The sequence below is a fragment of the Leifsonia sp. Y878 genome, from assembly GCF_057669685.1.
Genome location: NZ_JBYHFS010000003.1, coordinates 182,212 through 196,290, shown reverse-complemented (window position 1 = coordinate 196,290; position 14,079 = coordinate 182,212). Strand labels below are relative to the sequence as shown.

13 protein-coding genes are annotated in these 14,079 nt (G+C 64.6%); 3 read left to right on the top strand and 10 right to left on the bottom strand.

From position 1 onward, the window contains the following. Positions 1-14: 14 nt before the first annotated feature. The 5 genes from AC25Y4_RS12035 to AC25Y4_RS12015 all read right to left on the bottom strand — a co-directional run bounded on the left by AC25Y4_RS12035 (position 15) and on the right by AC25Y4_RS12015 (position 6,100). Positions 15-1,325 (bottom strand): cell division protein PerM, encoded by a 1,311-nt coding sequence (locus AC25Y4_RS12035; RefSeq protein WP_488120655.1) that lies wholly within the window; start codon positions 1,323-1,325, stop codon positions 15-17. 117 nt (positions 1,326-1,442) lie between these two features. Further along, positions 1,443-2,330, bottom strand: coding sequence for a succinate--CoA ligase subunit alpha (gene sucD / locus AC25Y4_RS12030; RefSeq protein ID WP_488120654.1), 888 nt, complete (start codon positions 2,328-2,330; stop codon positions 1,443-1,445). 13 nt (positions 2,331-2,343) lie between these two features. Further along, the gene (sucC, locus tag AC25Y4_RS12025) at positions 2,344-3,513 is read right to left on the bottom strand and encodes an ADP-forming succinate--CoA ligase subunit beta (RefSeq protein WP_488120653.1); all 1,170 of its coding nucleotides are present in this window, start codon (positions 3,511-3,513) and stop codon (positions 2,344-2,346) included. 164 nt (positions 3,514-3,677) lie between these two features. After that, positions 3,678-5,390 carry a long-chain-fatty-acid--CoA ligase gene (locus AC25Y4_RS12020; RefSeq protein WP_488120652.1) on the bottom strand — a complete coding sequence of 571 codons (1,713 nt, stop codon included), beginning with the start codon at positions 5,388-5,390 and terminating at the stop codon, positions 3,678-3,680. 71 nt (positions 5,391-5,461) lie between these two features. Continuing rightward, the gene (locus AC25Y4_RS12015; protein WP_488120651.1) at positions 5,462-6,100 is read right to left on the bottom strand and encodes an NADPH-dependent F420 reductase; all 639 of its coding nucleotides are present in this window, start codon (positions 6,098-6,100) and stop codon (positions 5,462-5,464) included. Positions 6,101-6,210: 110 nt separating this feature from the next. On the opposite strand from AC25Y4_RS12015, the gene AC25Y4_RS12010 reads away from it, so the two are divergent. Next, the gene (locus AC25Y4_RS12010) at positions 6,211-6,702 is read left to right on the top strand and encodes a MarR family winged helix-turn-helix transcriptional regulator (protein WP_488120650.1); all 492 of its coding nucleotides are present in this window, start codon (positions 6,211-6,213) and stop codon (positions 6,700-6,702) included. Between the two features lie 17 nt (positions 6,703-6,719). Here AC25Y4_RS12010 and AC25Y4_RS12005 read toward each other — a convergent pair whose 3' ends face one another. The 4 genes from AC25Y4_RS12005 to AC25Y4_RS11990 form a co-directional block, all read right to left on the bottom strand. Then, positions 6,720-6,899 (bottom strand): hypothetical protein, encoded by a 180-nt coding sequence (locus AC25Y4_RS12005; RefSeq protein WP_488120649.1) that lies wholly within the window; start codon positions 6,897-6,899, stop codon positions 6,720-6,722. 134 nt (positions 6,900-7,033) lie between these two features. Continuing rightward, positions 7,034-8,185, bottom strand: coding sequence for an FUSC family protein (locus tag AC25Y4_RS12000; RefSeq protein WP_488120648.1), 1,152 nt, complete (start codon positions 8,183-8,185; stop codon positions 7,034-7,036). After that, the gene (locus AC25Y4_RS11995; protein WP_488120647.1) at positions 8,185-10,653 is read right to left on the bottom strand and encodes an ATP-dependent helicase; all 2,469 of its coding nucleotides are present in this window, start codon (positions 10,651-10,653) and stop codon (positions 8,185-8,187) included. Before AC25Y4_RS11995 ends, AC25Y4_RS12000 begins: the two co-directional genes overlap by 1 nt. 75 nt (positions 10,654-10,728) lie before the next feature. Further along, positions 10,729-11,757 (bottom strand): glycerophosphodiester phosphodiesterase family protein, encoded by a 1,029-nt coding sequence (locus tag AC25Y4_RS11990; protein WP_488120646.1) that lies wholly within the window; start codon positions 11,755-11,757, stop codon positions 10,729-10,731. 38 nt (positions 11,758-11,795) lie between these two features. Here AC25Y4_RS11990 and AC25Y4_RS11985 point away from each other — a divergent pair, with 38 nt between their 5' ends. Together AC25Y4_RS11985 and AC25Y4_RS11980 are read left to right on the top strand one after the other, a co-directional pair. Then, entirely contained in the window at positions 11,796-12,305 is a 510-nt protein-coding gene (locus AC25Y4_RS11985; RefSeq protein ID WP_488120645.1) for a hypothetical protein, read from the top strand. A 62-nt stretch (positions 12,306-12,367) separates the two neighbouring features. Further along, positions 12,368-13,168, top strand: a complete 801-nt coding sequence (locus AC25Y4_RS11980) for a Bax inhibitor-1/YccA family protein (protein ID WP_488120644.1) — start codon at positions 12,368-12,370, stop codon at positions 13,166-13,168. Between the two features lie 175 nt (positions 13,169-13,343). Here AC25Y4_RS11980 and AC25Y4_RS11975 read toward each other — a convergent pair whose 3' ends face one another. Next, positions 13,344-14,078, bottom strand: coding sequence for an alpha/beta fold hydrolase (locus AC25Y4_RS11975; RefSeq protein ID WP_488120643.1), 735 nt, complete (start codon positions 14,076-14,078; stop codon positions 13,344-13,346). Between the last annotated feature and the right edge of the window lies 1 nt (position 14,079).

Below are 14,079 nucleotides of genomic sequence, written 5' to 3'. Positions count from 1 at the left end.
ACGGGACGCTGCCCCTATTTGTGAACGGATGCCGCGCGAGCGGATGCCGTCAGCGGCAGTTTTCGGCCGCCGACCAGCATTCCGGCGACGGCGCCGATGCCGGTCTCCACGAAGGCGAGCGCGCCGACAATCAGCGGTGCAGGCCCGATCTCTGCGAGCTGCCCCGGTCCCATCGCACCGGCCGACCACCAGGCGAGCAGGCCGATCAGCACGGCGGCGACGAGGCCCATGGCCACACCGGAGAGCACGAACTCCCTGGTGCGAGACGCCGAGGCTGCCGAGGGGCCGGGCTCCGGCATCCGCTGCCTGATCAACACGGCGCAGACGAAGCCGGCGAGCACGGGAACGAGGAGTCCGAGGAAGCCCATGGCCGGGCTCCCCTGTGGCAGCGCGCCCAGGATGGGCAGGCCGGGCACCGTGCCGAGCACCGTTCCGACGGGTGACACGCTGGTTCCAACACCGACGGCGATTCCGGGACCAATGAGCCAGGCGACAGCCCAGAACACCAGGTTGGGGATGAGTGCGAGCTGGGCGAGCGTGATGACGATTCCGCCCATGATGCCGGCCTGCAGCGTTTCGTAGAGGCTGATGATGGTGGCGTAGTTCACGACGATGAGCACCGCGACGATTACGCCGGCCACGGCGACGACGGCAGCGACAATGGCGGTTCCGCCGCGGAGTGCTGCGGCGATGATGGCCCGCGCTTCGCTCGGGAGCCGCCGATACTGCGCTTCAACGGCCTCGGTGAGCCGGGAGATGAGGCCCTCATCGTCGCTCACAGACTGTCGACGGCCGAGCTCTGAGCCGATGACCACGCCGAGCGCATAGATCGCGGTTGGCAGCACGATGCCCTGCACGAGCGCTGGCGTCACCGCGGCAGCCCCCGCAGACAGCGTGAGCAGGGTGGCCAGGATGCCGTAGGCCACGATCGCGGCGGTGACTCCCACGGTGCGGTGCGCGGATTCAGCGGCGCGAGTTCCGGTGCGAACGCCCAGCAGCACGGCGAGCGTGGCAAAGCCGAGCAATGCCATCGTGAGTTCGAACGGGGCCTCTGCTCCGGGCACGCCGAGGGCCGCCACCATGACGGGGTCGAGAGTCACCGTGAGGTCGACGCCGTTGCCGAGCAGCCAGATGTCGACGGCAGCGCGCCAGAAGACCAGCCAGTCCACGGCGAGGTCGAAGTGGGTGGCCCACAGGATGGTGAGCGGAACCAGCGCGATGCCGACGCCGATAGCGACGACGATCACCGCCTCGAGTGCGGCAAGCATCGCGGTCGTTGTGCGGTTCATGGGCTGGTTCGTCGCCTGGTTCATCTGCTGGTTCATCGGCTTTTGAGCCTACCTGCCGACAACAGCGAAGGGCCCACCGACAAGCGGTGAGCCCTTCATGCGGATGCCGATTATCGACATCCGGTCATGCAATGGTTCTGCAGTTCTGCAGCCCTACAGGCTGGCGAGAACCTCGCGCAGCAGCGTAGCGGTCTCGCTCGGCGTCTTGCCGACCTTGACGCCTGCAGCCTCGAGGGCTTCCTTCTTGCCCTGGGCGGTTCCGGCTCCGTCGGAGACGATGGCGCCGGCGTGGCCCATAGTCTTTCCTTCAGGAGCGGTGAACCCTGCCACGTAGCCGACGACCGGCTTGGTGACGTGCGCCTTGATGTAGTCGGCGGCCTTCTCTTCAGCGTCGCCGCCGATTTCACCGATCATGACGATGGCGAGGGTCTCAGGGTCGTTCTCGAATGCTTCGAGAGCGTCGATGTGCGTGGTGCCGATGATGGGGTCGCCACCGATACCGATCGCGGTCGAGAAGCCGAGGTCGCGCAGTTCATACATCATCTGGTAGGTCAGGGTGCCCGACTTCGAGACGAGGCCGATGGGGCCCTTGCCGGTGATGGTCGCCGGGGTGATGCCGACGAGCGCTTCACCCGGCGTGATGATGCCGGGGCAGTTCGGACCGATGATGCGGGTCTTGTTGCCCTTGGCCTTGTTGTATGCCCAGAACTCAGCCGAGTCCTGCACGGGAACGCCCTCAGTGATGATGACGAGCAGCGGGATCTCGGCGTCGATGGCTTCGATCACGGCATCCTTGGTGAAGGCCGGCGGAACGAACGCGATGGAGACATCCGCGCCGGTCTTCTCGATGGCCTCTGCAACCGTGCCGAAGACAGGCAGCTCGACGTCGCCGTGTACGACACTGGTGCCGGCCTTGCGAGCGTTGACGCCACCGACGACCTGGGTGCCGGCCTTCAGCATGAGGGCGGTGTGCTTGGTGCCCTCACCGCCGGTGATGCCCTGCACGATGACCTTGGAGTCTTTGTTGAGGAAGATTGACATATTCGAAAATCCCTTACTTCGCGGCGTTGGCGAGTTCGGCGGCCTTGTCGGCGCCCTCGTCCATGGTGGCGGCCAGTGTGACAAGCGGGTGGTTCGCCTCGGCGAGGATACGACGGCCCTCTTCGACGTTGTTGCCATCGAGGCGCACGACGAGCGGCTTGTTCGCAGCGGAGCCGAGCTCGGCGAGTGCGCCGACGATGCCCTTGGCAACGGCGTCACAGGCGGTGATGCCGCCGAAGACGTTGACGAACACGCTCTTGACCTGCGGGTCGCCGAGGATGACGTCGAGACCGGCAGCCATGACCTCAGCGGATGCTCCGCCGCCGATGTCGAGGAAGTTGGCCGGCTTCACGCCGCCGTGGTTCTCGCCGGCGTATGCGACGACATCCAGCGTCGACATGACGAGGCCTGCACCGTTTCCGATGACACCGACCTCACCGTCGAGCTTGACGTAGTTGAGGTCGTTCTCCTTGGCCTTCGCCTCGAGCGGGTCTGCTGCTGCAGCGTCTTCGAGTGCGGCGTGCTTCGGGTGGCGGAAGTCAGCGTTCTCGTCGAGGGTGACCTTGCCGTCGAGAGCAATGATGTCGCCCTCTTCGGTGAGAACGAGCGGGTTGACCTCGACGAGCGTCGCGTCTTCACCCTTATAGACGTTGTAGAGCTGCACGAAAACGGGTGCAACCTTCTCAACGAGCTCTGCGGGGAACTTCGCGGCGATCGCGATCGCACGGGCTGTGTCCAGATCGATTCCGGTGTTCGGGTCGATCGACGTGTACGCGAGAGCCTCAGGCTTCTCAACGGCGAGCACCTCGATCTCGACGCCACCTTCGTAGCTGGCGAGCGAGAGGTATGAGCGGTTCGACCGGTCGAGCAGCACCGAGAAGTAGAACTCCTGCGCGATGCGTGCGCCGCCGGCGACCATGACGCGGTTGACGGTGTGACCCTTGATGTCGAGTCCGAGAATGGCGCGGCCTGCTGCCTCTGCCTCATCGGGAGTCTTGGCGACCTTGACGCCGCCGGCCTTGCCGCGACCGCCGACCTTGACCTGGGCCTTGACGACTACAACGCCGCCGAGCTTCTCGGCAGCTGCGCGCACCTCCTCTGGAGTGTCCGCGATGATGCCCGGAAGAACCGGGACTCCATACTGTTCAAACAGGTCTCTGGCCTGGTATTCGTAAAGATCCACGCTGCTCTTCCAATCCGCGTCTTAGCGTTCGTGCATGGGTGAGGTTGATGTGGTCGAGCGAATGACGTCGAAACTAGCTCGATATCAAGACAACTGACCCTGAAGAACTCTACCGCCTGATCGCGACGTGAAACGGTCACGCTCACGCTGATGCCCGGCCGCCGCTAGGAGGCCGGGCGGGCGGCGGGCGCTGCCGCTGCCGGGAACTGCTCACGTACCACCCGGCGTAACGTCTTTCCGATCAGGGATTTCGGCAGCTCATCCACCTGCACGATGCGCCTCGGCACCTTGTACGCCGCCAGGCGCTCGCGGAGGAAATCACGGAGCGCCTGTTCGTCGAAGTGTGCACCGGCAGCCAGCTGCACCGCGGCGACCACATCTTCGCCGCCATTCGGGCTCGGAAGACCGACCACGGCAGCATCGAGCACGCCTGTGGCGTGACGGAGCGCGTCCTCAACTTCGGACGGCGACACGTTGAAGCCACCGGTGATGATGAGTTCTTTGATGCGGTCAACGATGGTGAAGAAGCCGTCATCGTCCATGGTGGCGATGTCTCCGGTGCGGAACCAGTCGCCGTCCACGAACACGGCGGCCGTCTCCTCTGGCTTCTGGAAGTAGCCGCGGAAAACCTGCGGGCCGCGCACGATGAGTTCGCCTTCGGCACCCGTGGCGACATCCTGAGTGGGGTTCGCCGGATCGACGATGCGCGCCTCTGTCCCTGGCACAGGAAGGCCAACAGTGCCGGTCTTGCGGCCATCGCTGACCGGATTGACCATCAGCACCGGTGACGTCTCAGACAGCCCGTAGCCTTCGACGAGGTAGCCGCAGCTCTGGAACTCCCAGGGATCCACGATGGATGTCGGCAGGTTCATGGCACCAGATATCGAGATGCTGATGCCCTCAAGTGACACGCCCTTCTCAAGCGCCCGCGCCGCGAGTCGTGCGTAGATCGGGGGGACGGCTGGCAGGAACGTCGGCGGATGCTTCTTGATGGCCTTGAGCACCAGGTCTGCGTCGAATTTCGGGAACAGCACGAGCGTCGCGCCCATGCTCAGGGCGAAGGTGAGGCAGAGGGTGAGCCCATAGGCATGGAACATGGGAAGCACCGCGTACACGACGCAATTACCGCGCTCGATGGCAGGCACCCATGCTCGCGACTGCGCCGCATTGGCGGTGAGGTTGCCGTGCGTGAGTTCTGCGCCCTTCGGCCGGCTGATGGTGCCGCTGGTGTACTGGATCACGGCCAGATCGGCCTGTGCAGGGGAGATATGGTCAGGGTCGAGCAGCGGACTCGCGACGATCGCCGACCACGCCGTGGCTCCGCTGGTGCGCGCGGTGAGCGCATTCCTCGACTCACGGGCCTTCCGCACGGGAAGCAGCAGCGCCGCACGCGTGGCGAGCGACATGCCCTTGGTGATGTCAACGGAGATGATGGTTGGCACGCCGATGTCGTCTGTCATGTCCTGCAGGGTCGGCACAACCTTGTCCCAGGCGATGGCGAATTGTGCGCCATGGTCTTCGAACTGGTGGCGAAGCTCACGCGGCGTGTACAGCGGATTGTGCTCGACGACTATCGCGCCGAGGCGCAGCACCGCATAGAACGCCACAACGTGCTCCGGGCAGTTCGGCAGGATGAGGGCGACGGGGTCTCCCCGCTTCACGCCCAGCAGGCGAAGCCCCTCTGCCGCGCGGTTGATCCGCTCACCGAGTTCGGCATAGGTCACGGTGCCGCCGAAGAACTCGAGGGCCACCCTGGTCGGGAACTGGGTGACGGATGCCTCCACCAGGTCGATCAGGGATCCTTCGGGGGCGATGAACTCGGTCGGGACGCTCGGGGCGTAGTGGGCCAACCAGGGCTGTGCGGCTTCAATAGTCACCGGTCAACTCTAAGTGGGCAGACAGGTACACGCCGCGCAGCCCCGATGAGCTGCGCGGCGCCGGAATATGCCTAGACCAGAATGTTGAGTCCGGTGTTCCAGTTGAAGGTGTCGAAAGCCGGGTTGGCCTGCAGCGTCATGATGACGAACTGGATGCCTTCGAGCTCGCGAGCGCGGCGGAGCGGGCCGACTTCGATCGGTCGGAGTCCGGCATCCGCCACGAACGCGGCAACGGCGTTCGACGCCTCGGTGGAGTCTGAGGCGATGAAAACGTCGAGCGGCACACCGGCGACCGTGCCGCCGGCGAGCGACCCGGCGAAAGTGGTGTTGAAGGCCTTGACCACGGTGGACTCCGGGATCAGGGCTGCGATCTCTTCGGCTGCCGAACTGCCCGGTGCCACAACAAGAGAGTCGAACGTCTCGAAGTTGACCGGGTTCGAGATGTCAATGACAGTCTTGCCTGCGAGCACCTGGCGCTCTGCACCCGCAACCTCCTTCGCGGCATCGAACGGCAGGGCGAGAACGACGAGAGCACCGGAGATCTCGGAGCCGAGCTGCCCGGCCGTCACGGCAGAACCGAGCTCGCTGGCGAGCGCTGCTGCCTTGGCCGCGTCGCGGTCGAGGATCTGCAGGCTGCGCCCAGCTGCCACGGCGCGCGTTCCGATGCCGCGGGCCATGTTGCCGCTGCCGATGATGGTGATGTCAGTCATGAGTGCTCCTTCGGAGGAATTGTGTGTCACCTGGTGCTATTAGTTGAAGCGACAACTAAAAAGCTACCCCGCCTTACTTGAAGCGTCAAGTTAAATGTTAGAATGGCGTCATGACAGAGACTCGATGGCTCAACGACGATGAACGCCAGGCATGGCTGCGCCTGATGGCCGTCACCATGCTGCTGCCGAGCCGCCTTGAAGCTGAGCTGAAGCGCGACTCCGGACTCACACACTTCGAGTACTACGTGCTCGCGATGATTTCGGAGAGCCCGCACCGCTCCGCGCCGCTGACGAGTGTGGCGGCGAAAACCAATTCGTCGCTGTCTCGGCTGTCGCACGTGATTTCCCGCCTGGAGAAGAACGGCTACCTCACCCGCAGCGCGTCATCCACAGACGGGCGCACGTCTATCGCCACCCTGACGGATGCCGGTTGGCAGAAAGTGGTCGCCAGTGCGCCAGGCCACGTCGAGGAAGTCCGGTCGCTGGTCTTCGACTCGCTCACGCCAGGTCAGGTGACGCAACTCAATGACATCTGCGCGCGCCTGCTGACCACCCTCGACCCCGAGCATCGACTGCTCGGCATTGAGAGCGAACTGAGCTGACGCCGCAGTAGCAAACGCTAGACATCCGGGTCGTTCAAGGCTTCGACAGGGCGATCGTCTGCGTCGACCTTCACCTCGTCAAATTCCGGATCCTCCTCATCGAGGGCGGCAAGCGCCTCATCGACTTCCCGTTGCTCATCGATGCCATCACTGCCAGCGTCTGTGACGCGTGGCCAGAGTTCCTCATCCTTAACCATGAATCCGCCCTCCTCTAATGAGTTGGTGAGTCGGTGTGACTGGGTCGTTCGTGGTCGGTGCTGCCAACGCTACGCTCAGCCCCATCGGGTCACAAGGTCACAGATGAGAGACAAATGACCTATTCAGGTGGCGGTCAGGATGCCGGGGTCGCGCCCGCCGCAACGGGCTTCGCCGGCGGGAACAGCCACCGGGCGAGCAGCACCAGACCGATGGCGATCGCGCCGCCCAGCGCCGTTTCAACCGCGCGATCGACGAGCAGGCCGGTCACCGGCACGGGAGCCGCCAGGTGCGCAACGGTGAGTGCCAAAGGCGTGATGAACAGCAGCGCGGCCCCATAGTGACGCCCGACGAGGATCTCTGCACCGAATTGGCTCACGATGATCACGGCAACCAGAACACCGAGCGGCGGGCCCGGGAACAACACCAGGCCCGTCACAATCACACCGAGACAGGTGCCGACAATGCGGTGAATGGCCCGCACGATGGAGTGCGCAGCCCCTGGGGGTGGGATAACCGCCACCACGCTGACCACCGCCCAGTACGGATGTCCAATTCCCACGGCCATAGCGAGCCAACCGGCCAGCAGGGCTCCGACGACGTTCTGCACAATGGCCAGCCACACGCGCCGGTCACGGAATGCGCCGAAGCGGAGGTCTCTGCCCTCCTTGAGCGGCTTGAAGACGGCTTCTGTTCGGTCGCCGGAGAGTCGACGCAGCCACCACCCAGACATCGTGACCAGCCACGCGAAGGCCGCCGCGGCAACCGCGACCGCAAGTCGAACCACGACCTCATCGGCGGGGGTCGGCGACTGGGCACAGACCACATAGGCGAACACGAAGAAGATCGGGGTGGGGGGAAACAGCCCGCCGACCGCACCGACCAGCAGGCCGCCAGCGATCACGACAACCAAGCCGAGCACCAGCACGATGAGCGGCGCGTTCGTCACCGCCATCAGGATGCCGAGAGCGATGCAGACGAGGAGGGATACCCCACCGATCGTGACCGTGCGCATCCGCACCCGATACCGCTCCGTCCGACCGTACAGCGCCGTCATGGCACCGAACGATGCATACGCAATCCAGTCGATGTGCCCGATCGCCACAAGCACGATGAGGGGAAGCGCGACGGCGAGCGCGGCGCGCGACGCCACCTCGAGATCGAGTGCGCGCAACGACCGAAGCCAGTCGCGCAGGCTCTCTGGTTTGGCCGGCTGTGAGAGCTCTGGCTTGGCCGGCTGCGCGCCAGACTCCTCTGCCGCTGACCCGGGCTGAGGGCCGACGGCCATTAGATCTTCTCGATCGGAGCGATCTTGATCAGGAGCTTCTTTGCGCCCGCGGTGTCGAACTGTACGTGCGCGATGCGCTTGGTCCCATCACCGGTCACCTGGTTCACGCGCCCCTCGCCGAAATCGACGTGACGGATGCGGTCCCCGGCTTCCAGGGTGAGGTCGCCGTTGTCGCGCACCTGCGCGGTCACCCGGTTTGCCCACTCCGTCTTCGGCTTGGGCGATGGCGGCAGGCTCTGCTGGCCGTCGTATTGGTTGCCCCCACTGCGACTGCCGAAGCCGCCGTTGAATCCAGGCCTGGCATTCAGCGCGCGCGGCTGGGTGCCGCCACGTGAGTTCGCCATGCCTGGCGACTGGCGCCATTCGATGAGGTTGGCTGGGATCTCCTGCAGGTAGCGACTCGGCATCGCAACGTTGACGTCGCCGAACTGCGCACGCGTCATGGCCAGCGACAGGTAGAGGCGCTTGCGGGCCCTGGTGATTCCCACGTAGAAGAGACGACGCTCTTCGGCGGGGCCACCGGGTTCGCTGGCCGACATCTGGTGCGGGAGAAGGCCTTCTTCGATGCCGGTGAGGAACACCGCATCGTATTCAAGGCCCTTGGCCGTGTGCAGTGTCATGAGCGACACTGTGCCGGAGGCATCGTCGAGGTCATCCGCTGCGGCCACGAGGGAGACCTGGGTGAGGAAGTCGACCAGGCCGGCATCCGGATTCTCGCGGTTGAAGTCCTTGGTCTGCGCGACAAGTTCTTCGATGTTCTCTGCACGCGCTTCGTCTTGCGGGTCGCGACTGCTGCGCAGCACGGTGAGCAGGGTGCTCTGCTCCAGCAGGAACACCAGTACGTCGGAGACGCTCGAGACGCCGGCCGGGTTCTCTGGGTCGAGCATGAGCGCGGCCTCGTCGAGCAGGCGGGCCAGCTGCAGGATCGCTCCTGTCACCTTCGGGCCGAGCCCGAGGGATGCGGCGTTGCGCATTGCCTGTCGGTAGCTGATGCCGTTGTCTTCGGCGAAGCTGCCGATCTGGGTTTCTGTCGCAGGCCCGATGCCACGCTTGGGCGTGTTCAGGATGCGGCGAAGCGCCAGCTCGTCTTGTGGGTTCGCCACGGCAATCAGGTACGCGAGGGCATCCTTGATCTCGGCGCGCTCGTAGAACTTGGTGCCGCCGACAACGCGGTATGGCACGGCGGCGCGCACGAGGATCTCTTCGAGTGCACGCGTCTGGGCGTTGGTTCGATAGAACACGGCCATGTCGCGGTATGCCATGCCGCCCTGGTGCAGCACTTCGATCTCGTCTGCGACGAACTGCGCCTCATCGTGCCCTGAGTAGCCCGTGTAGCCGACGATCTTCTCGCCGTCGCCGTCTGCGGTCCACAGCTTCTTGTCTTTGCGGTCGAAGTTGTTGCCGATGACGGCGTTCGCCGCAGAGAGGATGTTCTGGGTCGACCGATAGTTCTGCTCGAGCAGCACCACCTTGGCCCCTGGGAAATCGCGTTCGAATTCGCTGATGTTGCGGATGTCGGCGCCACGGAAGGCGTAGATGGACTGGTCTGAGTCACCGACGACGGTGAGCGAGGCGCCTGGAATGGCACCGGTGGCATCCTGCACATTGCGCACGTGCAGGCCCTGGGCTTCGAGTTCTTCTGCCAGGTCTGGCTCCACAGGGCGAGTGAGCTCGCGTACGAGCGAGTACTGCGCGTGGTTGGTGTCCTGGTATTCGTCGACCAGCACGTGGCGGAACCGGCGCCTGTACAGCGCGGCGACGCGCGGGAAGGCGCGGAACAGGTAGACGGTCTCGCCGATGAGGTCGTCGAAGTCGAGCGCGCTGGCGGCCCGCAGCCGCTGCGTGTACTGCCGGAAGATCTCCACGAACATGACCTCTTGCGGGTCGCTCATGTTGGCGTCGCGAGAGTATGCGTCGGCGTCGATCAGTTCGTTCTTCAGCTTGGAGATCTTGGATGACGCACTGGCCGGGGTGAAGCCGAGGGTGTCGGCGTCGAGCGACTTGATGATGCGCTTCAGGGTGATCCTGGTGTCTGAGGAGTCGTAGATGCTGAACGTGCTGCTGAGCCCGGCCTTCTCGGCTTCCTGGCGCAGGATGCGCACGCAAGCGGAGTGGAAGGTGGAAATCCACATGCCACGGGCGCTCTGCCCCACCAGGCTCTCGACCCGCTCGCGCATTTCCGCTGCAGCCTTGTTGGTGAACGTGATGGCGAGGATCTGGCTCGGCCAGGCTTCGCGGCTCTCGAGCAGGCTGGCCACGCGGCGGGTGAGCACGCTGGTCTTGCCAGAGCCGGCCCCAGCGATGATGAGCAGCGCTGGCCCGCGGTACTGCACGGCCACGAGCTGTTGCGGGTTCAGGCCGTCGAGCAGCGAACTCCCGTTGTAGTCGCGCCCCTGTTCGCCCACGATGATGGGCGCGCCCACGACCTGCGTTGCGGTGGATTCGTCAGGGTTAGAGAGCGTCGTCATATCGTCTTCAATTCTAGGCGCTGCCACTGACAGCCAGCCGAGGACGCTGGACGCGACTGCAGCCCCCGATTCGGCTCACTCCCCGAGCTCGTCACGCACGGTCACAGCAAGGTCGGGATAGTCGGCGAATACACCGTCGATGCCCGTCGACATGATGGTGCGGAACTCGCCCTGCCAGTTGCCGAAGTTCGCACGCACCGTGCCCTGCCTGAATGACTTCGCCAGATATTTGTTCTCTGGGCGCAGCGTCCAACAGTAGATTTCCAGGCCGGCGGCATGGGCGTCGTCGACGAGCTCCGAAGCGCCCGTCACGGTGTGCTCTTCGTCCTCCTGCAGGATGAGCGATTTGTCCACGCTGACACCGTCGACCTGTCCGGCGAGGGAATACAGCCCCTCCTTCGTCAACGATGCCGAGTAGTCGGCGGCGGCACCACCTCGCGCGCTGACCTCGTCGAAGGGGGCGCCGGATGCCTCGATCAGGTAGATCCGTTTGGCTGTGATGCCGCGGTCGTCGATCGCTGTGAGCACCGTGCGTTCGAAGCTCTCCACGATCAGCCGTCCGTCACCGGTGTCCCACCCTGCGCGCCGCACCTCATCGACGAACAGTTCGTCGATGGGCAGCCCGATCGAGTCGAAATACGTGGCGTGCTTGATCTCCGCCACGATTCCCCGCCACAACCCGCTCGACTCCGCTGCGGCATCGACGATATCGAACAGGTCGCGGAGCCTCAGCAACGGGAACAGCCCGTCAAACGTCGCGCTGGAATGGCGGACAGCGGGGAGGCGTTCCCTGGCCCTGAGGGTACTGAGCTCTGCCCAGGTGAAGTCTTCGGTGAACCAGCCGGTCTGTGTGACACCGTCAATGCTCTTCGTGGCACGTCGGTCGGCGAATTCGGGCCGGGAGGCGACATCCGTTGTGCCTGAGATCTCGTTCTCGTGCCGAATCACCAGCACACCATCCTTGGTCGCCACCAGGTCTGGTTCAACGGCGTCTGCGCCGAGGGCGAATGCCAGGTCGTATGCGGCGCGGGTGTGCTCAGGGCGATAGCCGGGGGCGCCACGGTGGCCGATGACGAGGGGAAGCGAGAGTGGGTGCCGGGGCATGAGTCCAAGATATCCGTGCGACTGCCAGAATTGATGCAATGACTACCGCGACCCAGCCCACGACTACTGTCCAGCCCGTGCTGGACAGGCGTCGCGTCCGCTTCTGGGTGGGCCTGTCCCTGATTCTCATCGGCGTCGGCCTCTCCAACCTGATGAGCTCCTACACGCTCGCGCTGCTCGGTATCGGCCCGTTCGTGCAGCTCATCGGCTGGCTCGTGATGCCAGGCGCGCTCTGGCGGCGACTGATCGTGCTGCTCCCCTGCCTGCTGGCCGGCCTCGTGCTGCGGGCCGGCCCCGACTTCGCCGGCGCATTCACCGTGCTCCTGGCCGGATGGCTGCTGGTACGGCATCGGCCGCTGCTGAGCTACGTCACTCTGATACTCCCGATCATGGCGAGTTTCGTGTTCAAAGCCACCCTCGACTCCTATTCGCTCAGCTGGGTCATGCTGCTCTTCGGTTCACTCGTGACGATCGCCGCAGCATGGGCCGGCTGGTGGCTGGCAACTATTCGGCGAATACCCAGAAAATCTGTAAGGACTCTCAGGTAGATTGGTCGTGCGCGCTGACTACGGTGCGTACATACCCCAGCTGTTTGTGAGCAGAGGAAACCATGGCACTCGACAATCCCGCATTCTCGCGCAATCCCGCGTTCAACTCCTCGTCGGCATCGACGGTGGCCACGGTGTCTGCAGCGGAACTGCAGGACATCTACAACCGCCCGGCCGCGAATTCGTCTGACACCGACCGCATGACGGTTGAAGACACCGTTGTGAAGTCGGCGCTCACCTTCGTGGTGCTGCTCGCCGGCGCCGCCCTCGGCTGGATCTTCGCGTCTCCCGGCATCATGATCGTCGCCGGCATCATCGGCTTCGTCCTTGCCATGGTCAACATCTTCAAGAAGGAACCGTCACCGGCGCTCATCCTGGCCTACTCGGCCGCCCAGGGTGTTTTCGTCGGCGGTATCTCCGCCATCTACGAGGCGGCTTTCGACGGCATCGTGATCCAGGCTGTGCTCGCCACCCTCGTGGTCGTCGGAGTCACGCTCGCACTATTCGCGAGCGGCAAGATCCGTGCCTCCAAGAAGGCCACCAAGGTCTTCCTGATCGCCATGGTCGGCTACCTGGTGTTCTCGCTGGTCAACTTCGGCCTCAGCGCATTCGGCGCCATCGACAACCCGTTCGGCCTGCGCGGCAGCCTTGAGATCTTCGGCATTCCGTTCGGCCTGATCCTGGGTGTGCTCGTTGTCATCATGGCCGCGTACTCGCTGGTGCTCGACTTCGACTACATCCAGCGCGGCGTCAAGAACCGCGCTCCCCGCAAGTACGGCTGGAGCGGCGCCTTCGGCATCATGGTCACCGTCATCTGGCTGTACCTCGAGATCCTGCGCATGTTCGCCATCGCGCGCGACTAACACGCAGCACAGCGTTACCGAAGGGCCGGTCTGGTACAGACCGGCCCTTCGTCATTCTCCCCAGAGGGTGAGGAAAGCCACCAGCAGTGAGATGCGCTCGGCGAGCCCTGCGCGGGTCATACGCAGCCGCGCGGGTAGTACAGCTCCCGCGCAGCTGCGCACCTGCAGCGCAGCGCTAAACCGGCACGCCCACAGCGGCGACGGCCGCGAGGATTGCGTCGATGGTGACCGATGGTTGCGACACCATTGAGACGTGCGAGGCCGCCACTTCAGTGATGGTCGCTCCGGCGCGCTCTGCCATGCTGCGCTGGGTTGCCGGCGGAATCACCTTGTCTTCGGTGCCGACTACCGCCCAACTGGGAATGGTCTTCCACGCGGGTGCGGCAGAGGGTGACGTGTTGGCGCTGAGGGTGATCGGTCGCTGAGTTGCGACGATGAGGCTACGGTCTGCCTCTGCGAGGTCTTGCGCGAAGGAGTTATGCACAGTGGCGGGCTTGAGGAATGCTTCGGCGTCGCCCTCTGGCGCGCCGGGATACCCGACAACGTCGAGGACGGTGGTGGGATCGGGAACGGCGAGCGCCGATCCGGAGCCGCCGAGGATTTGAAAGACGAACTCGCCTTCATCGGGGATGAACGCATCCACATACACGAGCGCACGCACGTCTCCGCCGTTGGCCGCGGCATTGGTGATGACGAACCCGCCGTAGGAGTGGCCAACGAGCACCACAGGGCCGACCGTGCGTTGGCTGAGGAATGACGCGATGTAGGCGGCGTCAGAGGCGACACCACGCAACAGGTTCGGCGGAGCAAAGACCGTGAAGCCCTGGTTCTGCAGTTCGGTTGCAACGGCGTTCCAACTAGACGCGTCGGCCCACGCTCCGTGGACGAGAACGATCGTAGGTTTGGTCACA